The sequence below is a fragment of the Achromobacter sp. 10T422 genome (genome assembly GCF_056394065.1).
In genome coordinates this window covers 195,335-220,422 of the sequence record NZ_JBFTHD010000008.1, presented here as the reverse complement: position 1 = coordinate 220,422, position 25,088 = coordinate 195,335, and the positions used below count along the sequence as shown (strand labels likewise).

General features: G+C 64.9%; 22 protein-coding genes. 9 read left to right on the top strand and 13 right to left on the bottom strand.

What is annotated here, in order from left to right; translation table 11 throughout:
* Nucleotides 1-3: 3 nt before the first annotated feature.
* Nucleotides 4-897 carry a LysR substrate-binding domain-containing protein gene (locus AC1DB0_RS22585; protein ID WP_054420579.1) on the bottom strand — a complete coding sequence of 298 codons (894 nt, stop codon included), beginning with the start codon at nt 895-897 and terminating at the stop codon, nt 4-6.
* A gap of 150 nt (nt 898-1,047) precedes the next feature.
* Between AC1DB0_RS22585 and AC1DB0_RS22580 the strand changes: the two genes are divergently transcribed.
* The 4 genes from AC1DB0_RS22580 to AC1DB0_RS22565 are packed head-to-tail and all read left to right on the top strand — an operon-like array spanning nt 1,048 to nt 4,791.
* The gene (locus AC1DB0_RS22580) at nt 1,048-1,878 is read left to right on the top strand and encodes an HTD2 family dehydratase (protein WP_342067582.1); all 831 of its coding nucleotides are present in this window, start codon (nt 1,048-1,050) and stop codon (nt 1,876-1,878) included.
* Entirely contained in the window at nt 1,875-3,068 is a 1,194-nt protein-coding gene (locus AC1DB0_RS22575) for a CaiB/BaiF CoA transferase family protein (protein ID WP_054420581.1), read from the top strand. The genes AC1DB0_RS22580 and AC1DB0_RS22575 overlap by 4 nt, the downstream gene beginning before the upstream one ends.
* Nucleotides 3,065-3,898 carry an HpcH/HpaI aldolase/citrate lyase family protein gene (locus AC1DB0_RS22570; protein WP_054420582.1) on the top strand — a complete coding sequence of 278 codons (834 nt, stop codon included), beginning with the start codon at nt 3,065-3,067 and terminating at the stop codon, nt 3,896-3,898. The genes AC1DB0_RS22575 and AC1DB0_RS22570 overlap by 4 nt, the downstream gene beginning before the upstream one ends.
* On the top strand, nt 3,895-4,791 hold the full coding sequence (locus AC1DB0_RS22565) for a sugar kinase (RefSeq protein ID WP_342067583.1): 897 nt from the start codon (nt 3,895-3,897) through the stop codon (nt 4,789-4,791). Before AC1DB0_RS22570 ends, AC1DB0_RS22565 begins: the two co-directional genes overlap by 4 nt.
* 181 nt (nt 4,792-4,972) lie before the next feature.
* Here the strand turns inward: AC1DB0_RS22565 and AC1DB0_RS22560 are convergent, their stop codons facing one another.
* The 4 genes from AC1DB0_RS22560 to hda are packed head-to-tail and all read right to left on the bottom strand — an operon-like array spanning nt 4,973 to nt 8,254.
* Nucleotides 4,973-5,449, bottom strand: a complete 477-nt coding sequence (locus tag AC1DB0_RS22560) for a 2-amino-4-hydroxy-6-hydroxymethyldihydropteridine diphosphokinase (RefSeq protein WP_476757923.1) — start codon at nt 5,447-5,449, stop codon at nt 4,973-4,975.
* A 16-nt stretch (nt 5,450-5,465) separates the two neighbouring features.
* Nucleotides 5,466-6,857, bottom strand: coding sequence for a polynucleotide adenylyltransferase PcnB (pcnB, locus tag AC1DB0_RS22555; protein WP_175170771.1), 1,392 nt, complete (start codon nt 6,855-6,857; stop codon nt 5,466-5,468).
* Nucleotides 6,858-7,556: an HAD family hydrolase gene (locus tag AC1DB0_RS22550; RefSeq protein WP_476758741.1), complete on the bottom strand. Its 699-nt coding sequence runs from the start codon at nt 7,554-7,556 to the stop codon at nt 6,858-6,860. It lies immediately after the preceding gene.
* The gene (gene hda, locus AC1DB0_RS22545) at nt 7,553-8,254 is read right to left on the bottom strand and encodes a DnaA regulatory inactivator Hda (RefSeq protein ID WP_476758740.1); all 702 of its coding nucleotides are present in this window, start codon (nt 8,252-8,254) and stop codon (nt 7,553-7,555) included. Before hda ends, AC1DB0_RS22550 begins: the two co-directional genes overlap by 4 nt.
* 419 nt (nt 8,255-8,673) lie before the next feature.
* On the opposite strand from hda, the gene purM reads away from it, so the two are divergent.
* Nucleotides 8,674-9,723 (top strand): phosphoribosylformylglycinamidine cyclo-ligase, encoded by a 1,050-nt coding sequence (gene purM, locus AC1DB0_RS22540; RefSeq protein ID WP_054420588.1) that lies wholly within the window; start codon nt 8,674-8,676, stop codon nt 9,721-9,723.
* Between the two features lie 87 nt (nt 9,724-9,810).
* Here purM and miaA read toward each other — a convergent pair whose 3' ends face one another.
* Nucleotides 9,811-10,782, bottom strand: coding sequence for a tRNA (adenosine(37)-N6)-dimethylallyltransferase MiaA (gene miaA / locus AC1DB0_RS22535; RefSeq protein WP_447981082.1), 972 nt, complete (start codon nt 10,780-10,782; stop codon nt 9,811-9,813).
* 2 nt (nt 10,783-10,784) lie between these two features.
* On the bottom strand, nt 10,785-12,782 hold the full coding sequence (gene mutL / locus AC1DB0_RS22530; RefSeq protein ID WP_054420590.1) for a DNA mismatch repair endonuclease MutL: 1,998 nt from the start codon (nt 12,780-12,782) through the stop codon (nt 10,785-10,787).
* A gap of 103 nt (nt 12,783-12,885) precedes the next feature.
* On the opposite strand from mutL, the gene AC1DB0_RS22525 reads away from it, so the two are divergent.
* Nucleotides 12,886-13,521, top strand: a complete 636-nt coding sequence (locus AC1DB0_RS22525) for a VTT domain-containing protein (protein WP_156336307.1) — start codon at nt 12,886-12,888, stop codon at nt 13,519-13,521.
* Nucleotides 13,522-13,698: 177 nt separating this feature from the next.
* On the opposite strand, the gene AC1DB0_RS22520 is transcribed toward AC1DB0_RS22525, so the two are convergent.
* Entirely contained in the window at nt 13,699-15,081 is a 1,383-nt protein-coding gene (locus AC1DB0_RS22520) for an N-acetylmuramoyl-L-alanine amidase (protein ID WP_054420591.1), read from the bottom strand.
* Nucleotides 15,009-15,548: a tRNA (adenosine(37)-N6)-threonylcarbamoyltransferase complex ATPase subunit type 1 TsaE gene (gene tsaE / locus AC1DB0_RS22515; protein ID WP_346552213.1), complete on the bottom strand. Its 540-nt coding sequence runs from the start codon at nt 15,546-15,548 to the stop codon at nt 15,009-15,011. Before tsaE ends, AC1DB0_RS22520 begins: the two co-directional genes overlap by 73 nt.
* A 164-nt stretch (nt 15,549-15,712) precedes the next feature.
* Between tsaE and fumC the strand changes: the two genes are divergently transcribed.
* Nucleotides 15,713-17,107 carry a class II fumarate hydratase gene (fumC, locus tag AC1DB0_RS22510; protein WP_054420592.1) on the top strand — a complete coding sequence of 465 codons (1,395 nt, stop codon included), beginning with the start codon at nt 15,713-15,715 and terminating at the stop codon, nt 17,105-17,107.
* Nucleotides 17,108-17,309: 202 nt separating this feature from the next.
* Here fumC and AC1DB0_RS22505 read toward each other — a convergent pair whose 3' ends face one another.
* Nucleotides 17,310-18,209, bottom strand: a complete 900-nt coding sequence (locus AC1DB0_RS22505) for an AEC family transporter (protein ID WP_476757810.1) — start codon at nt 18,207-18,209, stop codon at nt 17,310-17,312.
* Between the two features lie 244 nt (nt 18,210-18,453).
* Here AC1DB0_RS22505 and AC1DB0_RS22500 point away from each other — a divergent pair, with 244 nt between their 5' ends.
* Complete coding sequence (locus AC1DB0_RS22500; protein ID WP_054420594.1) at nt 18,454-19,446, top strand: tripartite tricarboxylate transporter substrate binding protein BugE; 993 nt, start codon at nt 18,454-18,456, stop codon at nt 19,444-19,446.
* 114 nt (nt 19,447-19,560) lie between these two features.
* On the opposite strand, the gene AC1DB0_RS22495 is transcribed toward AC1DB0_RS22500, so the two are convergent.
* Nucleotides 19,561-20,466 carry a LysR family transcriptional regulator gene (locus AC1DB0_RS22495; RefSeq protein ID WP_054420595.1) on the bottom strand — a complete coding sequence of 302 codons (906 nt, stop codon included), beginning with the start codon at nt 20,464-20,466 and terminating at the stop codon, nt 19,561-19,563.
* 156 nt (nt 20,467-20,622) lie between these two features.
* Between AC1DB0_RS22495 and ggt the strand changes: the two genes are divergently transcribed.
* A complete protein-coding gene (gene ggt / locus AC1DB0_RS22490; RefSeq protein WP_476757922.1) occupies nt 20,623-22,389 on the top strand; it encodes a gamma-glutamyltransferase in 1,767 nt (588 codons plus the stop codon).
* 55 nt (nt 22,390-22,444) lie between these two features.
* Here the strand turns inward: ggt and AC1DB0_RS22485 are convergent, their stop codons facing one another.
* The gene (locus tag AC1DB0_RS22485) at nt 22,445-23,854 is read right to left on the bottom strand and encodes an APC family permease (RefSeq protein ID WP_054420597.1); all 1,410 of its coding nucleotides are present in this window, start codon (nt 23,852-23,854) and stop codon (nt 22,445-22,447) included.
* 95 nt (nt 23,855-23,949) lie between these two features.
* Complete coding sequence (locus tag AC1DB0_RS22480) at nt 23,950-25,077, bottom strand: CaiB/BaiF CoA transferase family protein (protein WP_054420598.1); 1,128 nt, start codon at nt 25,075-25,077, stop codon at nt 23,950-23,952.
* Nucleotides 25,078-25,088: the final 11 nt, after the last annotated feature.

Below are 25,088 nucleotides of genomic sequence, written 5' to 3'. Positions count from 1 at the left end.
GCATCACGGCGCGTGCGGAACCTGGATCTGTTCGATGAGTTCGCGCGCGCAGCCGGGCAGCGCGTCAATGTCGCGCACCAGCAGCTTGCGTTCGCGTACCACCCAGGGTTCATCCAGTTCCACCACTCGCAACTTGGTGTCGGCGCCGTAACGGCGGGCAGCGGAATCAGGAATGACCCCTACGCCCACGCCCGCCTGCACCATCCGGCAGATGGAATCGAAGCTATAGAGCTGGATGCGCTGCGGCAGGCGCTGGCCGTTGCGTTCCAGCTGGTCGCGCAGGAAGGCGACGAGCGTTGAGCCTTCGTGCATGGTGATGAACGGGTAGCGCACCGCGTCGATCAGCTTGACCTTGTCCTGGTCTTGCAGCGGGTGGCCATTGGGCACGACCAGCACCAGCCGGTCGGTGCTGAAGTGGATGGCTTGCAGTTCGGGCGCGTCCACGGGGCCCGCCACGATGCCCAGGTCGGTTGTGCCGTCCAGCACGCCGCGCACGATGTCGCGTGTCAGGCGTTCCTGCAAGTCCACCGTCACGCCCGGGTGGCCCGCCAGGAATTGCGCCAGGATGTCCGGCATGAATTCGGTCACGGCCGTGGTGTTGGCGAAGATCCGGATATGCCCGGCGTCGCCATCTGATTGCTCCTGGAAGTCATGCTTCAGGTGGTCGACCTGGCGCATGATCACGCGGGCGTGCTGCAGCAGCTTCTGGCCGGCGGGCGTGATTTCCACGCCGCGGCTGTCGCGGTACAGCAGTCGGGAATTGAGCTGGTTCTCCAGCGCCTTGATCCGCACGCTGACCGCGGCCAGGGACAGATGCGCCCGCTTGGCCGCCTGGGTCAGGCTGGGGGATTCGGCGATGTGGATGAACAGGCGAAGGTCGGCAAGGTCGAAGTGCATGGGGTGTAGTTTACGGCGCGCGGCGCCGGGACTGGGCGTGGGCTGTCGATTCAGGCGCCACAAACCCCGCCTTGAGGAAAAACGAATTCACAACGGGGACGGCTTGCGGGCATTCTTCATCCTTGAGAAAACCCCACCAAAGGATATGGCATGACTTCTACAGATCCGGCAGCCTGGATCGGCAGCGGCGAACGCAAGGCGGACGCCATGGACCCCGGCCATGCCGCGCGTATCGCCGCCACCCTGGGCGGGGCCGCGCCCGCGCAGGGAGAAGCCTTGCCGCCGCTGTGGCAATGGGCGTTTTTCATCAGCACGGTGGGCATGGATGGCTTGGGGACAGATGGGCACCCCTCGCGCGGCGGTTTCCTGCCGCCCGCCCAGGACCGCAACCGCATGTGGGCGGGCGGCCGGGTTGAGTTCCGTCAGCCGCTGAAGGTGGGTGTGCCGGCCGAGCGCGTGTCCACCGTTGCCGACGTCAAGGAAAAAACGGGCCGCACGGGCGCCTTGCTGTTTGTCACCGTGCGCCACGAATACCACCAGGCGGGCGAAATCGTCATCCAGGAAGAGCAGGACATCGTGTACCGCCAGCCGTCGCCGCCCAAGCTCGCAGGCAGTGAACCGGCCCCCGAGGCGCAATGGCGCGACACCGTCAACCCGTCTTCCATTCTTCTGTTCCGTTATTCCGCGGTGACCTTCAACGGCCATCGCATTCATTACGACCACCCCTACGTGACGGGCACCGAGGGCTATCCCGGCCTGGTTGTGCATGGCCCGTTGATCGCCACGGAAATGGTCGCCGCCTTTACGCGCGCCCATCCCAAGGCGCGCCTGACGCATCTGGCCTACCGTGGCCTGCGCCCGCTGATTTCGCCCACGCCCTTCCAGGTAGCCGGCCGCTTGACCGAGCCGGGCCTGGCCCAGCTGTGGGCCGAGCAGGACGGCACGCTGGCCCACCAAGCTGAACTGAGGTTTACCGAATGAGCACACAGGCATCCCGCCCCTTGGACGGCATCACCGTCGTCAGCCTGGAACACGCCATCGCCGCGCCGTTCTGCACCCGCCAGCTGGCGGATATGGGCGCCCGCGTCATCAAGATCGAACGCCCCGGCAGCGGCGATTTCGCGCGCGGCTACGACGAGCGCGTGCGCGGCTTGTCGTCGCACTTCGTCTGGACCAACCGGTCCAAAGAAAGCCTGACACTGGACCTGAAGCGCGACGAGGCCGGCGGCATCATGGACCGTCTGCTGGAATCGGCCGACGTGCTGGTGCAAAACCTGGCGCCGGGCGCGGCGGCCCGGCTGGGCCTGTCGTTTGACGCCCTGCACAAGAAATTCCCGCGCCTGATCGTGTGTGATATCTCGGGCTACGGCGAAGGCGGCCCGTATCAGGACAAGAAGGCCTACGACCTGCTCATCCAGAGCGAAAGCGGCTTTCTGTCGGTCACCGGCACGCAGGACGACCCGGTCAAGGCCGGGTGTTCCATCGCCGATATCGCGGCGGGCATGTACGCGTATTCGGCCATTCTGAATGCGCTGCTGCTGCGTCAGAAAACCGGGCTGGGCAGCCGGCTGGACGTGTCCATGCTGGAAAGCATGGTCGAGTGGATGGGTTTTCCCATGTACTACGCGTTCGAAGGCGCAAAGCCCCCCGTGCGCGCAGGCGCGGCGCACGCCTCTATCTACCCCTACGGCCCGTTCCCGGTGGGCGACGGCTCGACCATCATGCTGGGCCTGCAGAACGAACGCGAATGGCGCGTGTTCTGCGCCCAGGTGCTGCGCCAGGCCTCGCTTGCCGAAGACCCGCGCTTCATCTCGAACTCGCAGCGCACCGCCAACCGCGACGCCTTGCGCGATCTGATCGTGGCGGCGTTTGCCGACTTGTCCATCGACCAGGTCACGCAACGGCTGGAAGATGCGCAAATTGCCAACGCCCGCGTCAACGACATGGCAGGCGTCTGGGCGCACCCGCAGTTGCAGGCGCGCGCCCGCTGGAGCCAGGTGGACAGCCCCGCCGGCGTGCTGCCCGCGCTGCTGCCGCCCGCCAGCAGCAACGCCTTTACGCCGCGCATGGCCGCCGTGCCTGCCGTGGGCCAAAACACGGATGCGGTGCTAGCATCGCTGGGATACGCGCCAGAACAAGTGGCGCAGTTCCATGATTCGGAGGTCGTGTGACCCATCCCGTCGTTCGTAGCGCCCTGTTCGTGCCGGCCTCGCGCGCCGAGCGCATCCCCAAAGCGCTGGCGGCTGGCGCCGACACCGTCATCGTCGATCTCGAAGACGCCGTCGAACATCTGGCCAAGGCGTCTGCCCGGGAATCGCTGTGCGACTTCCTGGGGACGCATCGCGAGGCCCGTTTGTGGGTGCGCATCAACGACGCATCAACCTCCTGGCACGACGACGATCTGAAAGCGTGCCGTGGCCGGCCCGGCGTGGCCGGCATCTTGTTGCCCAAAGCCGAAAGCCTGGCCCAGGTGCGGCATGTGGCGCAGACCGGTCTGCCAGTGATTCCCATCATTGAAACCGCGCGCGGCCTGCTCAACGCCGCCGAGGTCGCCGCCACGCCGGGCGTGGCGCGGCTGGCGTTCGGCAGCCTGGACTACGGCTTGGACATGGGCCTGACGCCCGACACGCCCGGCGCCGATACGGTGCTGGACCATGCGCGGGTGCAGGTCTTGCTGCATAGCCGTTCGGCGGGCCTTGCGCCCGCGTTGGACGGCGTGTTTCCGGGCGTGCAAGACGTGGCCGGGCTGGCGCAGGCGGCCAGCCGCGCTCAGCAGATGGGGTTTGGCGGCATGCTGTGCATCCACCCGGCGCAGGTTCCGGTGATCCACGCGGCCTTCGTGCCGGCGCGGGAAGAACTCGACTGGGCGCGCCGCGTCGTTGCCGCGCATCGCGAGACGGCGGCCGGCACCTTCATGCTGGACGGCAAGATGGTCGATGCGCCCGTGATCGCACGCGCCCGACTGGTGCTGGCCCAAGCGGGCGAGCAGGCCCCCGCATGAGCGACGCGCTGTTTATCGGGCATACCTATATCGACGTCACCGTGCTGGCCGACACCTGGCCCACCGGCGACGAAAAAAGCGTGGCGCGTGACTACGCCGTGTCCTTTGGCGGCAACGCCGTCACGGCGGCGTTTGCGTGCGGACGGCTGGGGTCGCCGCCAGATCTGATCTGTTCATTGGCGCCCGACTGGCTGGGGCATATGTATTCCGACATGGCGGCGGCGCACGGCGTGACGCTGCACGCGCGGCATGTGCGGCGGTCGTCGCTGTCGTTCATCATGCCCAACCACGGCAAGCGCGCGATTGTTCGCGCGCGCGATGTGGACTACCTGAATGAATTCCCGCGGCTGGATATCAGCGGCTACCGCGCCCTGCATCTGGATGGCCACCAGCCCGACGCCGCGCTGCACTATGCGCGCGCTTGCCGGCAGGCGGGGGTGCTGACGTCACTGGATGGCGGCGGCGTGCGCGAGAACACTGACGAGCTGCTGCGCTACATCGACGTCGCCGTCTGCGCCGAACGCATGTGCGAACAGCTGGACCTGACGCCCGAAGGCTTGCTGGATCTGCTCAAGGCCCGCGGCTGCCGCATCGGCGCTGTCACGATGGGCGAGCGCGGCATGCTGTGGTACGACGAAACGGGCCATGTCGATATCCTGCCGTCGCTGGACGTGCCGGGTCATCGCATTGTGGATACGTCGGGGGCGGGTGACGTGTTCCACGGCGCCTATGTGTGGTCTTACCTGAACCGCCCGGATCAACCCTGGGCGGAACACTTCACCTTCGCGCGCGCGGCATCGGCGCACAAGATTCAGCATCTGGGCAATGAAGCCGGGCTGCCGAAGGTGGAAGATGTGGAACGGGCGATGATGGCGTTTGCGCCGAAGGGGTAGCGCTGCGGTGGTGTGATGGGTTGCGCGTTAGGGTATGAGGGATGCTTGGGCGTGCGGGATTCTTGAGCGTGCGGGATGCTTGAACGTGCGGGATGCTTGGTCCAGACGGTGCCGCGCTTCACGCATCCTGCGAAGCGCCACCCATCAGAGGATGCTGCAAGCCCATACCGGCCCGCGTCCCTCAAACCGTAATTCGCTCAATCGCCTGATCTTTGATCTCTGCAATCCACGCCGAAACCGGCCGTCCCATGACGCTGATTTCCGGCGCTAGATCGCTTAGCGGCAGCAACACAAACGCCCGTTGATGCATGCGCGGATGCGGCAAGATCAGGCGTTCGTGATCCATCGACCTATCTCCGTACAGCAACAGATCCAGGTCCAGCGTGCGAGGCGCGTTCTTATAAGGACGCTGCCGGCCGTGCTGGTTTTCCAGCGCTTGCAGCGCGTCCAGCAAGGCCAAAGGCGGCAAGTGCGTATCCAGCGCTGCCACGGCATTGACGAAGTCGGGGCCGGTGGCCTCCACGGGGGCGCTGCGGTAGAACGGCGATGCCGTCACGGCGGCGATGCCGTCCGTGGCTTGCAGCTCGGCCAGCACGTGGCGCAGCGTGGCCGCGCCATCACCCAGGTTGGCGCCCAGGCCGATATACGCGCGGACCATGGCAGGCGGCACGGTGTTACTCGGCGCTGGACGGGCCGCGCGACGGCGAACGGCGCGGACGGCGGCGCTTGCGCGGGCCTGACGACGTGGACGGGCCTGCGCCACCACCGCCACCCGCATCACCGGCTTCACGCGGCAGGCGCGAGACTTCTTCGATCATGTCGGCGCGGGTGACGTCATCGGCGTTAGCCAAGTCCATCCACCATTGCGCCAGCACGCTGTCGAACTCGCCGGCCGCGGCGCGCAGTTGCAGGAAATCGCAGGCGGCGCGAAAGCGCGGCTGCTCGATCATGCGGAAAATCGTCTTGCCCATGCGGCGTTCGAAACGCGGCTGCATGAACCAGATTTCGCGCATGTCGGACGAGAAGCGGCGCTGGATGGCGAGCTTCTCGGTCTGTTCGTCCAGCACGGAATCCGCCGCTTGCGACAGCGCGGGAATGGTGTGCTCGCCCTGGGCGCGCAGCTGCTTCCAGCGCACGTCCACCTGCTGCCACAGCAGGGCGGCAAACAGGAAGCTGGGGCTGATGGTCTTGCCGGCGCGCACGCGGGCGTCGGTGCGTTCCAGCGCGAGTTCAACGAAGTGCTCGCCGCCCGGTTGTTCCAGCACCACATCCAGCAACGGCAACAGGCCGTTGTGCAGGCCGTCTGCGCGCAACTGGCGCAGGCAATCCATGGCGTGGCCGCAGGTCAGCAGCTTCAGCATTTCGTCGAACAGGCGGGATGCCGGCACGTTTTCAATGAGCTCGGCCATGGTGCTGATCGGCTGGCGCGTGGCCGGGTCGATCGTGCCATTGAGCTTCGCGGCAAAACGCACGGCGCGCAGCATGCGGACCGGGTCTTCGCGGTAACGCTTGACCGGGTCGCCAATGATGCGGACCTGGCGCTTTTTCAAGTCGGCCACGCCATTGTGGTAGTCGATGACTTCCTCGTTGTGCGGGTCGTAGTACAGCGCGTTCATCGTGAAGTCGCGGCGCTTGGCGTCTTCTTCCTGCGAACCGAACACGTTGTCGCGCAGGATGCGGCCGTGTTCGTCGGTTTCCTGCTCTTCCGAGGCGGGCGCGCGGAAGGTGGACGTTTCGATGATTTCCTGGCCGAACACCACGTGCACCAGCTGGAAGCGGCGGCCGATGATGCGGGCGCGGCGAAACAGCGGGCGGATCTGTTCGGGCGTGGCGTTGGTGGCCACGTCGAAGTCCTTGGGTTCCAGCCCCACGATCAGGTCGCGCACGGCGCCGCCGACGATAAAGGCGTCATAGCCGTGCTGGCGCAGCACTTCGCAGACCTTGATGGCGTGGCGCGAAACGTTACGGCGGTCGATGCCGTGCTTGTCGCGCTCGATGCGCAACGGCCCCCGGGGCGCCGGCGCGAACAAGCGGCCGACGAATTTTTTTATGGTGTCAGTGATCATTTAGGACTTCGAGTCTTCMATGTGGTCGAACAAGTCGATCACTTGCCAGCCACGTTCCTGAGCGATATTGCGCAGGGTCGGGCTGGGGTTGGCGGCGATCGGACGGGTCACCTTTTCGAGCAGCGGTACATCATTGACCGAATCGCTATAGAAAAACGATTCGGAGAAATCCGCAAGCCCCAGGCGCATCGCGGACAGCCAATCGTTCACGCGCACCACCTTGCCTTCCTTGAAACTGGGCGTGCCCAGGATGCGGCCGGTGTAGCGGCCGTTCAGGTATTCGGCGTCGGTAGCCACCAGGTGCGGCACGCCAAAGGCGCGGGCGATGGGGGCGGTGACGAAGCTGTTGGTCGCCGTGACGATGGCGCACAAGTCGCCAGCATCCAGGTGAGATTGCACCAACGCGCGGGCGTCGGCGGTGATGGACGGGCGGATGACTTCACGCATGAATTCTTCGTGCCAGTCCGCCAGGTCATAAGGAGAATGCGCCGCCAGCAACCCCAGCATGAATTCGGCGGCCTGTTCGGCGGTGAGTTCGCCGCGGTTGTAGCGGTCCATCAGGTCGTCGTTCTGACGGCGGGCTTCGTCCGGGTCTCCCGCACGGCCCGTGCGTGCCAGATAGTCGGCCCATTGGTAGTCGCTATCCAGCGGCAACAGGGTGTGATCCAGGTCGAACAGGGCGAGACGTCGGGAGGTCATGTGCGTTGTGAATCAGGGTCTGCGAGCATGGCCCGCAACAAAGGCAAGGTGATGGGACGGCCGGTGGCCAGGGAATAGCGGTCAAGCGCGTCGATCAGCGCGGCCAGTTTGCGGATGTCGCGTTCGTGGTGAATCAACATCCAGTTGATGATTTCAGGCGCCAGATGCATGCCGCGTTCGGCGGCCTGCGCGGACAGCGCGGCGAGCTTGTCGGCATCCGACAGCGGGTCCAGGCGGAACACCAGGTCCCAGCCCAGGCGGGTGCGCAGGTCTTCGCGCAGCGGCATCGACAGCGGGGCGCGGTCGCCCGCCAAGGCCAGCGCAAAGGCGCGGCCAGTGGCGGCGGATTCGCGCCAGCGGTTGTACAGCGCGAACAACGCGGCCTGACGGGYGTCGTCCATGCGGTGCACATCGTCCACGGCCACGAACTTGGGCATGGGCGATTTGGAATCGGCCTCGGCCAGACGGCGCAGCATCGTTTCACCCTTGGCGGGGTCGATGAAGACGGCGTCGGGGCGGGCGGTCAGCGCGCGCAGCAGATGCGTGCGGCCACAACCGGCTGCGCCCCAGATATACAGGGCGCGGCCCGGATTGAGCGCGCGCACCGCTGCCAGCGCTTCCCCGTTGGGGCCGGCGATGTAGTTGTTCAGCGATGGCGCTGGCGCGGGAAGAACGTCGAGCAGCAGCTGGCGGTTCATGAGAGGTTATCAATCAGGCTGGTTCGGTACTGCCGCAGCCCGGCACAAACACGGCCCGGCACGACAATTGCATCGCGGGGGCGCGCAGCGGCGCAGGACATGCCGGTGTTGCCGGAAAAGCCAAAAAACGGTGAAGCAAGGGGCCGGGGCAAGCCCTTTCCAGGCGCTATCCGCCAGAAACTGGCAAAATCCATACCGGCCAACCCGACACTTTAAACCACCTGGGGGGATGGTGTCGCGCCCAAGGGCTTTGCCTGGCTTGGGTTTGCGCCCTTTTTTGCCCCCTGGCCGGTCAGACCGGCCCCTGCCGCAATCCCCACGCGCGGCCGGTTCGATCCCTGCTCAACGCCGCAACATCGTAAAATGCAGGGCGTTCCACCAAATTCCCAGCAATTGTTACATACCCCACGGCATTTCTCATGACGAATCAACCTAAAGCCCCCTTGACCTACCGCGATGCCGGTGTCGACATCGACGCAGGCGACGCCCTGGTCGACCGTATCAAACCCCTCGCCGCGCGCACCATGCGCCCCGGGGTGCTGGCCGGTATCGGCGGCTTTGGCGCCTTGTTCGAAGTGCCGAAGAAGTACAACGAGCCCGTGCTGGTCTCGGGCACCGACGGCGTGGGCACCAAGCTGCGCCTGGCCTTCGAGTGGAACCGCCACGACACCGTGGGTATCGACTTGGTCGCCATGAGCGTCAACGACATCCTGGTGCAGGGCGCTGAACCCCTGTTCTTCCTGGACTACTTCGCCTGCGGCAAGCTCTCGGTGGACACGGCGGCGTCGGTGGTGGGCGGCATTGCCAAGGGCTGCGAATTGTCGGGCTGCGCGCTGATCGGCGGCGAAACCGCTGAAATGCCGGGCATGTACCCGGACGGCGAATACGACCTGGCTGGCTTTGCGGTGGGCGCGGTGGAAAAGTCCGCCATCATCGACGGCAAGTCCATCAAGCCGGGCGACGTGGTGCTGGGCCTGGCCTCCAGCGGCGTGCATTCCAACGGTTTTTCGCTGGTGCGCAAGATCATCGAACGCGCCGGCGCCAAGCCCACCGACGACTTCCACGGCCAGCCGCTGGTTGACGTCGTGATGGCGCCCACGCGCATCTACGTGAAGCAAGTGCTGGCCGCGCTGGCCAAGCACGGCACCGACATCAAGGGCCTGGCCCACATCACCGGCGGCGGTCTGCTGGACAACGTGCCGCGCATTCTGCAAGCCGGCCTGTCGGCCAAGCTGCACCGTGACGGCTGGGAAATGCCCAAGCTGTTCCAATGGCTGCAAGAGCAGGGCGGCGTCGAAGACACCGAAATGCACCGCGTCTTCAACTGCGGCATCGGCATGGTGCTGGTGGTGGACGCGGCCCAGGCCGACGCCATCGCCGCCACGCTGCGCGAGCAAGGCGAAACCGTCAACAAGATCGGCGAAATCGTCGAGCAGACGGAAGGCATGGCGCAGACCTTCGTGGTGTAAACCGCGTTCTGGTCTTGGGCCTTGCATGAAAAAACCCGCCGATGGCGGGTTTTTGTTTTTTGGGGTGGGCGACGTGGAGAAAACGCCTTAAGCCTTGCCGGCCAGCGCCATCGCCACCGCATCGATCGTCTGCGCCACGGCGTCGGGCGCCAGGCAATCCACGATGACGCGCTCGGGCTGGGCGCGCAGCCACGTGATCTGGCGCTTGGCCAGTTGGCGCGTGGCGGCAATGCCCTGTTCGCGGGCGGTGGCCAGATCGATCTCGCCATCCAGATGCGCCCACATTTGCCGGTAGCCCACGCAGCGCACGGAGGGCAGGCCGGGATGCAGATCAGGGCGGGCGCGCAAGCCTCGGACTTCTTCCAGCAGGCCGCCCGCCAGCATGGCGTCAAAGCGCTGTTCGATGCGTGCGTGCAGCGCGCTGCGCTCGGACGGTTCGAGGCTGATCGTCAGGTATTGATTGGCGTCGTCGTCCGGCTTGCGCTCGCCGCGTTGCAGCAGCGCCGACATGGGCTGGCCCGACAATTGGCAGATCTCCAACGCACGCTGAATGCGCTGGCTGTCGTTGGGCGCCAGGCGCGCGGCCGTGATGGGGTCCAGCACTGCCAGTTCGGCATGCAACGCGGGCCAGCCGTGGACGGCGGCTCGGGCTTCAAGCTCGGCGCGCAAGGCGGGATCGGCCTGAGGCAGGTCGTCCAGCCCGTCGCGCAGCGCTTTGTAGTACATCATCGTGCCGCCCGCCAGCAGCGGGATGCGGCCACGCGCACGGATCTCGCCGATCAGGCGCAGCGCATCGGCGCGGAACTCGGCGGCGGAATACGACTGCGCCGGGTCCAGGATGTCGAGCAGATGCTGCGGCACGCGTGCCTGTTCTTCGGGCGACGGCTTGGCGGTGCCGATGTCCATGCCGCGATAGATCGTGGCGGAATCGACGTTGACGATTTCCATCGGCCAGCGCTCGGCCAGCGCCAACGTGGACGCGCTCTTGCCTGCGGCGGTGGGGCCAGCCAGGCAAATGACCAGCGGCGTGTCGGTTGCGGGGGTAAGGGAAGACGGCAAACTTATTGTCCGCGCAGAAAGAGCTTGTCCAGGTCGGACACCGACCACTGCACCCAGGTCGGGCGGCCATGATTGCATTGATCGGCGCGCTCGGTGGTTTCCATCTGCCGCAGCAGCCCGTTCATTTCTTCAATGGTCAGCTTGCGGTTGGCGCGCACGGAACCGTGGCAGGCCATGGTGGACAGCAGTTCGTTGCGTTGCTCCGTCAGCAAGCGCGACACCCCCACGGCGCCCAGATCGCGCAGCACGGCGCGGGCCAGCGTTTCGATGTCGCCACGGGCCAGGATGGCGGGCACGGAACGTACGGCGATCGATGTGGGGCCTGACGGGCGCATCTCGAAACCCAGATCGCTGAGTTGTTCGTCGAATTCCTCGACGATGGCCACGTCCTTTTCCTGGGCGTGGAACACGACTGGCACCAACAGGTCTTGGCGCGGCAGGCTGCGGGCGTCCAGCGCCTGCTTCAGCTGTTCATAGACGACGCGCTCGTGCGCTGCGTGCATGTCCACCAGCACCATGCCCCGGCGGTTCTGCGCCAGGATGTAGATGCCGTGCAACTGCGCCAACGCCATGCCCAGCGGATGTTCCTCATCGGCGGGCAGCGTGGCGGCCGCGCGGGGTTCGCTGACCGGCGTGACCTTGGCGGCCGTGTCGTCGCCAAGCGGGCGGTACAACGATTGCCAATCCGCGGCGGGAATGCCGGCGGGTTCTGCGTGCAGCCGGAACGGCACCTGCGTGTGGGCGCGTTGCGGGGTGGGCGACGGGCGCAGGCCATACGTGGCGTTGGATGTGTTGCCGCCGGTGTAGCCGGGGCGAGGCGAGTCCGCAGCGGGCGCCGGGGCCGCCGTGTTGACCGGCGCGCTTTGCGAAGTACTGTCAGGAGCGCGATACGGCGGGACCGGGGCAGCGTTCGCAGACCCGCTTTCAGCAGGACGCGCCACGGTTTCAAAGCCGCCGTCTTCCGACTCGTTCTGTGCGGCGGAAGCGCCGGGGGGCGTGACCGCGGACGAACCGCCCGTCTGCGCCAGCGTCTGGCCAACGGCGTGCGACACAAACCGGTGCACCGCGCCGCTGTCGCGGAAACGGACTTCATGTTTGGCCGGGTGCACGTTCACGTCCACGGCGGCGGGGTCAATGTCCAGGAACAGTACGTAGGCGGGCTGACGGTCACCGTGCAGGACGTCGGCATAGGCCGCGCGCAGCGCATGGCTGACGGTGCGGTCGCGCACATAGCGGCCGTTTACGTACAGGTATTGGCGGTCGGCGCGGGCGCGGGCGGCGGTGGGGCGGGTGATCATGCCGGCCAGGCTGACCGTGCCAACCGCATGCGACAGCAACAGGCCATGTTCGGCGAATTCCGCGCCCAGCACGTCGCGGATGCGCTGCGGGGGCTCGGCGGGCAGCCATTGGCGCTGCGCGCGGTCATGGTGGAACAGCCGGAACGCAATCTGGGGGTGCGCCAGCGCAATGCGCTCCATGGCGTCAACGCAATGGCCGAACTCGGTGGCTTCGGATCGCAGGAACTTGCGGCGTGCGGGCACGGCGTCAAACAACTGGCGCACATCCACGGTGGTGCCCGGCGGGCCGGATGCCGGGCTGACCTGCATGCTGCCGGCGTCGATTTGCCAGGCGTGTTCGCCGTCGCGGGTGCGCGAAATGATGGTGACCTGGGCGACCGACGCAATCGATGCCAGCGCTTCGCCGCGAAACCCCATCGACGCCACCGACTCCAGTTCGTTCAGCGAGCGGATCTTGCTGGTGGCGTGGCGGGCCAGCGCCAGCGGCAGTTCTTCAGGGGGAATGCCGCCGCCGTCGTCGGTGACGGCAATCCGCCGGATGCCGCCGCCTTCCAGGCGCACTTCGATGGCGCGACCGCCCGCGTCAATCGCGTTTTCAAGGATTTCCTTGAGCACGGAGGCGGGGCGCTCAATCACTTCGCCAGCGGCAATCTGGCTGATGAGCAGGTCGGGAAGCGCAAGAATGGAACGGCGTTCGGTCATTAGGCTCAAGTCTGGTGGGGCTATGTGGACGATTTTAGCGTCATGGGCGGGTGGGCTATAGTCGCTGGGAAATTTCCTTCCTCCGATCCTTCCGGGCTGCTGAATGCTTGAATTTTTCAATATGGTGCTCCACATCGACAAGACGCTGGGCGTCTGGGTCGCGCAATACGGCGTGTGGGTGTACCTGGTGCTGTTCCTGATTGTTTTCGCCGAGACGGGCCTGGTCGTGCTGCCCTTCCTGCCGGGCGATTCGCTGTTGTTCATCGCGGGCGCGTTCGGCGCCACGGGCCATATTGATCCGGTCTTGATGGCCGTGCTGCTGATTGTGGCCGCCATCACTGGCAACACGCTGAACTACATGATCGGGCGCTACATCGGGCCACGCGTGTTCTCGATGAACCTGCGCTTCCTGGACCGCGGCGCGCTGATGCGCACGCATGCGTTCTATGAAAAGCACGGCGGCAAGACGATCGTGATGTCGCGTTTCATTCCCGTCGTCCGCACGTTCGCGCCCTTTGTCGCGGGCGTGGCCGACATGCCGATGTCGCGCTTCCAGCTGTTCAACATCCTGGGCGCGCTGTTCTGGGTGGTCAGCCTGGTGGCAGCCGGTTATTTCTTCGGCAACATCCCGTTGGTGCGCGAACACCTGAACACCATTGTGCTGCTGGGTCTGGCCGCCGCCATCGTGCCGGTCGTGGGTGCCGGCGTGTTCAAGCTGATCAAGTCCCGGCGTGCGTAAACAATCACGATCGAAAATGTAGTCTGACTGCAATTAAAAATGTAGTCAGACTGCAATTTACTCAGCAATCAGACTGCATTTTCTCCCAAGGCCACTGTGGGTTGCCAGTCAGTCGCCAGAACAAAAAAAGGGGCGATGCGCTTGACGGCGCATTGCCCCTTTTTTACGTCAGTGTGATCAGCTGACGTCGCCCAACCGCGCCAGCGGCGGGTTGGCGGTGAAGTAGCGCTGGATGCCGGTCATCATGGCCTGGGCCAGCTTGTCCTGGTGCGAATTGCTGCGCAGCAGGGCTTCTTCCTGCGGGTTGCTGATGAAGGCGGTTTCGACCAGCACGGACGGAATATCCGGCGCCTTCAGCACGGCAAAGCCCGCCTGTTCGACGCTGTTCTTGTGCAGGCGGTTGATCTTCTTGATCTCGTCCAGGAAGGCGTTGCCGACCTTCAGCGAATCGTTGATCTGCGCGGTGGTGGACAAGTCCAGCAGCACTTTGGCGACCTGGCGGTCGTGGCTGCCCAGGTTGACGCCGCCGATCAAGTCGGCCGCGTTTTCCTTGTCGGCCATCCAGCGGGCCTGCGCGCTGGTGGCGCCGCGCTGCGACAACGCGAACACCGACGAGCCATTGGCCGACGGCTTGACCCAGGCATCCGCGTGAATCGAGATGAACAGGTCGGCATGCACCCGCCGCGCCTTCTGCACGCGCACATGCAACGGCACGAAGTAGTCATCGTCGCGCGTCAGGTAGGCGCGCATATAGGGCTGGCTGTCGATCAGCGCCTTCAGGCGCCGGGCGATGCGCAGCACCACATCTTTTTCACGCAGGCCGCTGCTGCCGATGGCGCCCGGGTCTTCACCGCCATGGCCAGGGTCCAGCGCGATGGTGAGCATGCGCTGCTTGCCGCGGCCGGCGGTGGCGGGGGGAGGCTTGGGGGCCGTGGGCAGGGGCGGCGCCGGCTGCTGGCCGCGCACGCGCGGCGGCTCCGGCGGATCGGCGCGGGTGACCGGGTTGCGCTGGATGTCTTCCAGGATGCGCGCGAGCGGGTCGTCCACATCGGGGCCGCTCTTGTTCAGAATCGCAATGAGCGGGTCTTGGGCGATCTTGGGATACAAGTCCAGCACCAGGCGGTACTGGTAATCGGCCACGGGCTTGAGCGTAAACACCTGCGGCGCCACGGGCTGCTTCAGGTCGAACACCAGCCGCACCACGTTCGGGCGGTTCTGCGCCACGCGCAGGCTTTGGATATAGGGGTCGTCCGGACGGACTTTGGAAACCAGGTCGTTCAGCGCGGCGCTGATGGTCAGGCCTTCGATATCCACCACCAGCCGGTGGGGGTTTTCAAGCGTGAACTGTTCCGCTTTGAGCTCGCTGTCGAGCTCCAGCGTGACCCGGGTGTATTCGTCGGCCGGCCAGGTACGCACGGCCAGGATGGTAGCCGCCTGCGCCAGACGCGGCAGAACCGGCAGGACGAGCAGAGTGGCAGCTACGCTGATCAGGCGGCGCCGGGTGGCGCCTGCCGAGGGAAGGGCGCCGTCTTGGGCGGGGGGACAATCGCGTTCAACCATGTTTGTCCTCGAGCGGTGTACGCGGTCAGGGTGGCGTTGCGTCCCTCATCGGCATAAGCCAGGGAAATCAGCAGGTCGGGAGGGGGCAAAAGGCCCTCGGCCCGCTCCGGCCATTCGATCAAAACCACCGCGTCTTCACGCAGTAAATCCCGAAATCCTGCGTCCAACCATTCGCGCGAATCACTAAATCTATAAAAATCAAGATGATAGAAGTATAAGTTAGAAACTTTATAGGATTCAAGCAGCGCGTAGCTAGGACTTTTGATTCGGCCGGTGATGCCGCATTCGCGCAACAACGCCCGTGTGAAGGCCGTTTTTCCTGCGCCAAGGTCGCCTTGAAGGTGGATGCAGGCACCGGCCGGGCCGGTCTGTCCCCCGGAAACCAAAGGGGCAAGCTCGCGCGCCAGCGATTCCGTGGCGGCTTCGTCGGGCAGGTGCAAGGTCAGGCTGCAAAGAGGGGCGGACATGGCGCGGGGCGAGTGGTAAAAAACGGTGGAGGGATCTCGGATTTTCGCAATTATAGGAATTCGGGTTTCTGCTAATCTAATAACTGATTGCTATTCTCAATATGTCGCTTCAGGCGGACGCCGCCAATTGCGACTGACAGCCGCCACACGGAGTTGTACGCGCCATGAAGACCCGCATCGAAAAAGACACGTTTGGGCCCATCGAAGTCCCCGAGGATCACCTCTGGGGCGCCCAAACGCAACGTTCGCTGCATTTTTTCGCGATTTCCACCGAGAAGATGCCTGTCCCCCTGGTCAACGCCATGGCGCGCCTGAAGCGTGCGGCCGCCAAGGTCAACGCCGAACTCGGCGAACTGGACCCGAAGATCGCCGACGGCATCATCCGCGCCGCCGACGAAGTCATCGCCGGCAAATGGCCCAATGAATTCCCGCTGTCCGTCTGGCAGACGGGATCGGGCACGCAAAGCAACATGAACATGAACGAAGTGCTGGCGAACCGCGCTTCGGAATTGCTGGGCGGCGTGCGCGGCGAAGAGCGCAAGGTGCACCCGAACGACCACGTCAACCGCGGCCAATCGTCCAACGACACTTTCCCGACCGCCATGCACGTGGCGGCCGCCGTGGAAGTCGAACACCATCTGTTGCCGTCGCTGAAAAAGCTGCGCGCGACCTTGGCCGAGAAGAGCGCCAAGTTCTACGACATCGTCAAGATCGGCCGCACCCACCTGCAAGACGCAACGCCGCTGACGCTGGGCCAGGAATTGTCGGGCTATGTGGCCCAGCTGGATCTGGCCGAACAGCAGATTCGCGCCACGCTGCCGGGCCTGCATCAGCTGGCCATTGGCGGCACGGCGGTTGGCACCGGCTTGAATGCGCATCCGCAATTCAGCGCCAAGGTGTCCGCCGACCTGGCGCACGCCACCGGCACGGCTTTCGTGTCGGCCCCCAACAAGTTCCAGGCGCTGGCCTCGCACGAAGCGCTGCTGTTTGCGCACGGCGCCTTGAAGTCGCTGGCCGCGGGCCTGATGAAGATCGCCAACGATGTGCGCTGGCTGTCCAGCGGCCCCCGTTCGGGCCTGGGCGAAATCAGCATTCCGGAAAACGAACCGGGCAGCTCGATCATGCCGGGCAAGGTCAACCCCACGCAGTGCGAAGCCATCACGATGCTGGCCGCGCAAGTGCTGGGCAACGACGTGGCCATCAACATCGGTGGCGCCAGCGGCAACTTCGAACTGAACGTGTTCAAGCCGCTGGTGATCCACAACTTCCTGCAATCCGTGCGCCTGCTGACGGATGGCATGGCCAGCTTCAACGAGCACTGCGCGGCCGGCATCGAGCCGAACCACGAGCGCATTGCTGAACTGGTCGATCGTTCACTGATGCTGGTGACGGCGCTGAATCCGCACATCGGCTACGACAAGGCCGCGCAGATCGCCAAGAAGGCGCACAAGGAAGGCTTGTCGTTGAAGGAATCGGCGCTGGCATTGGGTTATGTGACCGAGGCGCAATTCGCGGAATGGGTCGTGCCGGGTTCGATGACCAACGCGCACAAGTCGTAATCGCGCGACACGACACGAGCAGGCTGAAAGCCTACTGGTGACAGGGCCGCCCAATGTGAATTGGGCGGCTTTTTTTATGAGGTGGATTTTTCTATGAGGCGGCTTTTTCTATGAGGCGACTTTTTCTATGAGGCGGATTTTTTAATTGGGCGGCCTTTGATTCGGCGGCGACTTTTACGGATCTCGGGTCTCGGATCGCCGATCAACCCTGCCCAGCCAATAACAGCCACATCGGAATCGTGGCCGCGGAACACAACGTACCCAATGAAATCAGCACCGCCACCATGCGGCCGTCGCCGCCCATGCGCATCGCCAGCACGTACGCGGCGGAGGCCGTGGGCAAGGCGGCGAACAACAGCAGCATGCGTGCTTCAAGCGCGGGCAGCCCAAGCAGGTGCGCCACGCCCAACGCCACCGCGGGCAGCGCCACCAGCTTGACCGCCAGCATCCACGCAATCAGCGAGCCATATCCCTTGCCGCCTTCCCACGCCAGGCTGGCGCCCACGCAGAGAATGCCCAGCGCCAGGGCCGCCGCACCGAGCCGGGCAAAGACCGTGTCGACCGGACCCGGCAACTGTAAGCCCGCCAGGTTGCAGGCCAGGCCCAACAAGGTGGACACCACCAGCGGATTGCGCGCCAGCTCGCGCAGCAGGTTGCCGCCGTTGTGGCGCGCCAGCCCGTAGACGGCGGCCACATTGGCCATCGGCACCGCGAAGCCGATGATCAGCGCCATCACCGTCTGGCCCGCCGAACCGGCCAGGCTGGCCGATAGCGCCAAGCCGATATACGTGTTGAAGCGATAGCCGCATTGCGCGGACGACGCCAGCCCCAGCGATGTTGGCCGCAACACCAGCCCGGCCAGCCACGACAGCGCCACGCCCGAGGCCACAACAGCCGCCGTCGCCTGCAAGAGCACGACGGCGTTGCCCGCCGTAATGGGCGTGCGCAGAATCGATTGGAACAACAGCGCGGGGAACAGCACGAAGTAGACAAGCCGCTCGGTGCCCGCAAAGAATTCGCGCGTGAAACCCAGCTTGTGTCGCAGCGCCCAACCGAGCGCAACCAGCATGAAATCAGGGAAAACCAGAAGAGCAACCGACATGAGGCAGAGTCGTTTTTATGGGCCGTTGGCGGAGGATGAACGCGCTATGCGTGTGTAAGCATTTGCTGCTATTCTCCGTCATTCTGGCGGGCGCGTCTGCCACAAGCAACTCATAAAAGCAGCGCCACACACGCTGCACAGAAGCAATGCGCTCCCACCGTTATCTGCTGGCCGTCTACAGACGAGACCATCTCAAAACGGTCCGTTTACATACGGGCTCGCAAATCTTGGAGGAAACACATCTATGAATAAAGTTCGCTCCCTGGCCGTGGCTATCGCCGTGGCGACTGGCGCCGTTGGCACCTTTGGCGCGTCTGTTGCGCACGCAGCCGACAAGTATCCCAGCAAGCCTATCCGCGTGATCGTTCCGTTCGCGCCCGGCGGTTCCACCGACATCATCGCGCGCCTGGTGACGCAGCGCATGAGCCAGGAACTTGGCCAACCGATGGTTGTGGAAAACAAGGGCGGCGCAGGCGGCGCCATTGGCGCATCTGAAGCCGCGCGCGCGGATGCCGACGGCTACACGCTGTCGATCGCCACGGTGTCGACGATGGCCGTCAACCCGGCATGCCGTCCGAAGGACCTGCCGTACGACCCGATCAAGGACTTCCAGCCGGTCACCAACTTCGCCAACACCGCGAACGTGGTTGCCGTGAACCCGAAGTTCCCGGCCAAGGACTTCAAGGGCTTCATCGAAGAGCTGAAGAAGAACCCGGGCAAGTACTCCTATGGCAGCTCGGGCACCTGCGGCGTGCTGCACTTGATGGGCGAATCGTTCAAGATGGCCACGGGCACCGACATCGTGCACGTGCCGTACAAGGGTTCGGGCCCGGCCGTGGCGGACGCCGTCGGCGGCCAGATCGAAATCCTGTTCGACAACCTGCCGTCCTCGATGCCGCAAATCCAGGCGGGCAAGCTGAACGCCATGGCGATTGCATGGCCTGAGCAGATCGCTGCGGTCAAGGGTGTGCCCACGTTCAAGGACGCTGGCTTCCCGGTGCTGAACCAGCCGGTCTGGTACGGTCTGCTGGCCCCCAAGGGCACGCCGATGGAAGTCGTGAACAAGCTGCGTGACGCCGCTGTTGTGGCCCTGAAGGACCCGAAGGTCATCAAGGCGTTGGACGATCAAGGCTCGGCGCCGTCGGGCAACACGCCGGAAGAGTTCGCCAAGGAAATCAAAGAGCAGTATGACTGGGCTCAAGACGTGGTGAAGAAGCAGAACATCAAGCTGGATTGATGCTGCGCGAAGCGGGCTTCAATGCCCGCTTCGGCCACAACAGAACGGGCATCTTCGGATGCCCGTTTTTTTTATAGGTGCGCGCTTTCTTGGGCGGACTTTCACGCTGCCACTTCACGCCGCCGCATCCAGCGCCGCACCACTCGCATCACAAGCGGCACGCAAGCGGTCGATCAAGTCGCGATGCAACGCTGACAGGGGATCTTGATTGCGCACCATGATGCTGATCGGCACGCGCAGCGCGGGGTCCAGGCGGCGCAGGCTCATGCCGGGGCGCAGCATCGCCTGCGCGGTGATGGCGTCAACAATCGCGTCGCCGCAACCCGCATCAACCAGCGCGCACGCCACGTAATGCGTCTGCACCTGGATGGCGACTTGCGGTTCCAGGCCTTGCGCATCCAGCGCCATTTGCAGCAGCGCGCCAGAGGCATCGCTGGCATCCAGCACGATCAGCGTCTCGCGGGACACGCCGGCCAGCTCCGACAAGGGCATGGGGCCAGATGCGGGCTTGCGGCTCAAGTGCACCAATTCGGTATGGCCCAGGCCCATGCGCGTCAGGCCGGGATAGTCGTTGGTGTCAAATGTGATGGCCAGGTCCAGCTCGCGCGTCAGCAACCCCTGCACGAGCTCGGTGCTGTGATGGGTGTGGATATCAAAGGTGATACCCGGTTGCGCGTCGCGGCTATCGCGCACCACGCCAGGCAGCAGCCCCAGGCCTAGTGCCGGCGCGCAGCCCAATCGCAGATGCCCGTTGGGCCGGTCACGCAGGCTGGCGACCAGCCGGCGCACGCTGTTCAGATCCTGATTCAAGCGCGCGACTTCGGGCGTCAGGATTTCGGCCTCGCGCGTGGCGACGAGCCTGCCCTTGACGCGTTCAAACAGTTTGAAGCCCAGCTGTGCTTCGGCATGCGCCAGCAATTTGCTGGCGGCGGGCTGTGAAATATGCAGCGCCGCAGCCGCTTCGGTCAGGGACCCGGTACGGCGGATCGCTTCGAAAATCTCGATGTGACGCAGGCGCATGACAAATGGCATAAGAGAGACCAGAACCGCGATTCTATGTCGGATGCGTTGAAGGCGGGCTGACCGTGACAAAACCATCGCGCTGGCGCGACAGCGGTGGTTGGCTTGACTATCATGAACGCCTGCCGAACTACCGGCGCCACTCCGGAGCTGATCATGCGCGCCTGCCGCCCCGCCGCCGCCTTCCTGCTTGCCGCCACCTTGGCTGCCCTTGCGGCCCCGCCCGCCGCCTGGGCGCGCGGGCCGCAGGCGGTTGAAGACATCAACCCCGAAGCCGCCAGTGGCGCCCGCGCACGCGCGCTTGTGCGCGCGCCGCACTTCATGATGGTGTCGGCCAATCCGCTAGCCACGCAAGCCGGCGAAGCCATGCTGCGCCAAGGCGGCAGCGTGGTAGACGCCGCCATTGCCACGCAGCTGGTGTTGAACCTGGTCGAGCCGCAATCATCCGGCATTGGCGGGGGCGCCTTCATGGTGCTGTATTCGGCTAAGACCGGCCGCATTCAAACCTATGACAGCCGCGAAACCGCACCGGCCGCCGCACGCCCAGATCGCTTCCTGCAAGCCGATGGCAAACCGCTGCCATTTGCGCAGGCCGTTAACAACGGCATGTCGGTGGGCGTGCCGGGCCTGCTGCGCGGCCTTGAGCTCGCGCACAAGGAAGGCGGTGTGCTGCCCTGGGCGGACCTCTTCCAGCCCGCCATCCGGCTGGCGGAACAGGGCTTTGCCGTGTCGCCGCGGCTGCATACGCTGCTGACGGGCAACAAGACGCTGCCCAAACAATCGGCGGCGGCCGCGTATTTCTATGCGCCGGACGGCGCGGCGTGGCCGGTGGGCCATGTGCTGAAGAACCCGGAATTTGCACGCACCTTGCGTGCGGTGGCGAAGCAGGGCGCCGATGCGTTCTACCAGGGCGACATCGCGCGCGACATCGTGGCCGCCGTGCATGGCCACGCCACGCCGGGCGACCTGAGCCTGGATGATTTGGCAAGCTACCGCGCCAAGACGCGCGAGCCTGTGTGCGGCGCGTATCGCGGCTATCAGCTGTGCGGCATGGCGCCGCCCAGCAGCGGCCCCATCGCGGTATTGCAGATGCTGGGCGAGCTTGAGCAATACCCCATCGACACCTATGCACCGAACTCCGTCGAGGCCGTGCATTACTTTTCTGAAGCTGGCCGGCTGGCGTTTGCCGACCGCGACTTCTACGTGGCCGACCCTGACTTCGTCAACGTGCCGGTAAGCGCATTGCTGAACCCCGCGTATTTGCGTGCACGCGGTGCGTTGATCAAGCCCGATCGCAGCATGAAGGTGGCGCTGCCCGGCGACCCGGAAGGCAAGCTGCTGACACTGGGCCGCGACAACGCGCTGGAATTGCCGTCCACCAGCCATCTGGTGGCCGTGGATAAACAGGGCAATGCGCTGTCCATGACGACCACCATCGAAAGTGAATTCGGCAGCAAGATTTTCGTGCGCGGCTTCTTGCTGAATAACGAGATGACAGATTTTTCATCGTCGTTCAAAGACCCGGAAGGCCGGCTCGTGGCCAACCGCGTCGAACCCGGAAAGCGCCCGCGCAGCGCAATGGTGCCGATTATCGTGCTGCGCGACGGCAAGCCCGTGATGCTGGTGGGCTCGCCCGGCGGCAGCGCCATCATCAACTATGTGGCCAAGACGATCGTGGGCGTGCTGGATTGGAAGCTGGATATCCAGACGGCCATTGCGCTGCCCAACATGGGCAGCCGCAACAAGGAAACCGAACTGGAAAAAGGCACCGTGCTGGAAGCCTTGGCGCCTGCGCTTGAAGCCATGGGGCACCCCGTGCGCATCACCGAATTCCCCAGCGGCATTCACGGCATCGTGATCGATGGCAATGGCTTGCAAGGGGGCGTGGACCCGCGCCGAGAAGGGCTGGCGGCAGGCGGCTGAAACGGATCAATCCCGATTGCAGCGGGCGGCATGATGCGCCCGCTGCTTCCAACGGCTATTCCAACGACGCCGGATCAAGTTCCATACGCGCTTCGCGGCGATGCGCCATGTACGTCACGCCCCACATCACCACACCCAGCAACAGCAGCCAGCCCGCCACCTGATACTGGATGACGTCACGGCCCGTCAGCGGCGTAACCAGGAACAGGCAGGCCGCCGCGCCCAGCCACGGAATGATGCGGTTGATGCGGAAGTGTTCGTGCTTGACCTTGTCGCGGCGCAGGACCAGCACCGCCACGTTGACGAAGGCGAACACACCCAGCAGCAGCAACGCGGTAGTGCCGCCCAGCGCGCGGATGGCTTCGGAGTCCGCTAGCGCCACCAGCACAATCAAGGCCAGCGCCAGCGCGGTGGTGAACAGAATGGCCGTCCACGGCGTTTGGTTCTTGCGGTGCACGTGCGCCAGGAATGCCGGCAGCACGCCTTGGCGCGACATGCCATACAGCAGGCGGCTGGCCATCATCATGTTGATCAGCGCGGAGTTCGCTACCGCGAACATCGAGATGATGGGCATGATGTATTCCACCGGCAGATCGGGGGCTGCGCGCTTGACCACCAGCACCAGCGGCGTCGAGCTCTTGGCCAGCTCGCCCACCGGCACCAGCGCCACGGCGCAGATCGACACCAGCGTGTAGATCACGGCAGTCAGGCCTAGGCCGGTCAGCATCACCTTCGGAAAAATTCGGCTGGGGTTATGCGTTTCTTCGGCCATGTTGACCGAGTCCTCGAAGCCGACCATGGCGAAGAAGGCGAGCGCGGTGGCCGACGTCACCGCCAGGAACACGCTCTTGTCTTCCGGCGTGTCGAACGCGATCACGCGAGAGAAATCCGCCTTTCCTTCCGACATGGCGTAGAAGCCCAGCAGGATCACCATCAGCAGGCCAGACAATTCGATCAGCGTCAGCACCACATTCGCTTTGACGCTTTCGGCCGCGCCGCGCAGGTTCACCAGCATCACCAGCAGCATGAAGCCCAGCGCGCCGAACGTAATCCACGCCTTGTCGGCTTTGATGCCGAACGCGGCGAACAGGTTGGCGGCGAACGCCTGCGAGGCCGTGGCCGCGGACGTCAGGCCCGAACACATGACGGTGAAGCAGACGATGAAGGTCAGGAAGTGCACGCCAAACGCCTTGTGCACATACAGTGCCGCGCCGGCCGCTTTGGGGTACTTGGTGACGAGTTCCAGATAGGACAGCGCGGTCAGCAACGCCACCGCGAACGCCACCAGAAAGGGCACCCAGGCCGCGCCGCCCACTTCGGCGGCGACCTGTCCGGTCAGTGCGTACACACCGGTGCCAAGGATGTCGCCCACGATGAACAACAACAACAGCTTGGGTCCCATCACCCGCTTGAGCGGGGCGTGTCCATCTTGCTGGACTGGGCTTTTCGTTTCGTTTGTAGCCAAGGTCCTTCTCCTCTTTCTTGGACTTGGGGGAGTCGACCCGAAAAGTCTAAGGGGAGGAGGTTGCGGACGATGCTACAGCGGTGCAACGAAATGTCTTAGTTGTTGGGATTCGTTGGCGCCAGCGCCGGCGGCAGCTTGCGCAGCGTGGCGGGCGTGCGCGACAGCTTGATGGGCGAGCCCACGCCTTGGTAGTCGCCGTGTTGCAGCACCATGCCGCGATGCTTCGTGTGCGGATGCGCAAGCGCCTGGTCCACCGTCTGCACGGCCGCTGCCGGCACGCCGGCGCGCAGCAGGCGGTCGGCCAGTTCCGCGGCGTTCTGGCCCGCCAGCAAGGCGGACAATTCGTCGCGCAGTGCTTGCCGGTTTTGCAGACGATCAGCGTTGTGGGCGTAGCGTGCATCGGCCGCGAGCGCCGGCGCTTCAAGCACCTGCGCCAACTGCGCGAACTGGCGGTTGTTGCCCACGGCCAGGAAGATCGGGCCGCTGGCGGTGGGCAGCGTTTCGTAGGGCGCGATGTTCGGATGCGCATTGCCGCTGCGCTTGGGAACCTTGCCGCTGTAGAAGTAATTGGGGGCGTGCGGATGCAGCAGCGACAGCGCGCAGTCGTACAGCGTGATGTCCAGGAATTGGCCCAGGCCGCTGCGGGTGCGCTCGTTCAAGGCCAGCAGAATGGCGACGGCCGCGTTCAGCCCGGTCACCATGTCTACCACCGGCAGACCGACGCGGGTGGCCTCGCCATCTGCTTCGCCGTTCACGCTCATCAGGCCGCACATGGCTTGCGCGCAGGCGTCATAACCCGGCAGGCCGCCCAGCGGGCCATCGGCCCCGAAGCCGCTGACGCGGCAATGGATCAGCTTGGGAAAGGCCTGGCTTAGCGTGTCAAAACCCAAGCCCCATTTTTCCAGCGTGCCGGGCTTGAAGTTCTCAACCAGCACGTCGGCATCGGCCAGCAGATGGCGCAGCAATTCCTGGCCTGCGGGTTGAGACAAGTCCAGCGTCATGCCTTCCTTGTTGCGGTTCACGCCAATGAAGTACGACGCCGTGTCGCCCAGAAAGGGCGGACCCCATCCACGCGTTTCGTCGCCGCCGGGCGGCTCGATCTTCAGCACGTCGGCGCCGTGGTCGGCCAGAATCTGCGTGCAATACGGGCCGCCCAACACGCGGGACAGGTCGATCACTTTGCACCCGGCAAGCGCGCCGGCATTCGGTAGGGTGGGGGCCATGGGGTTCAGCT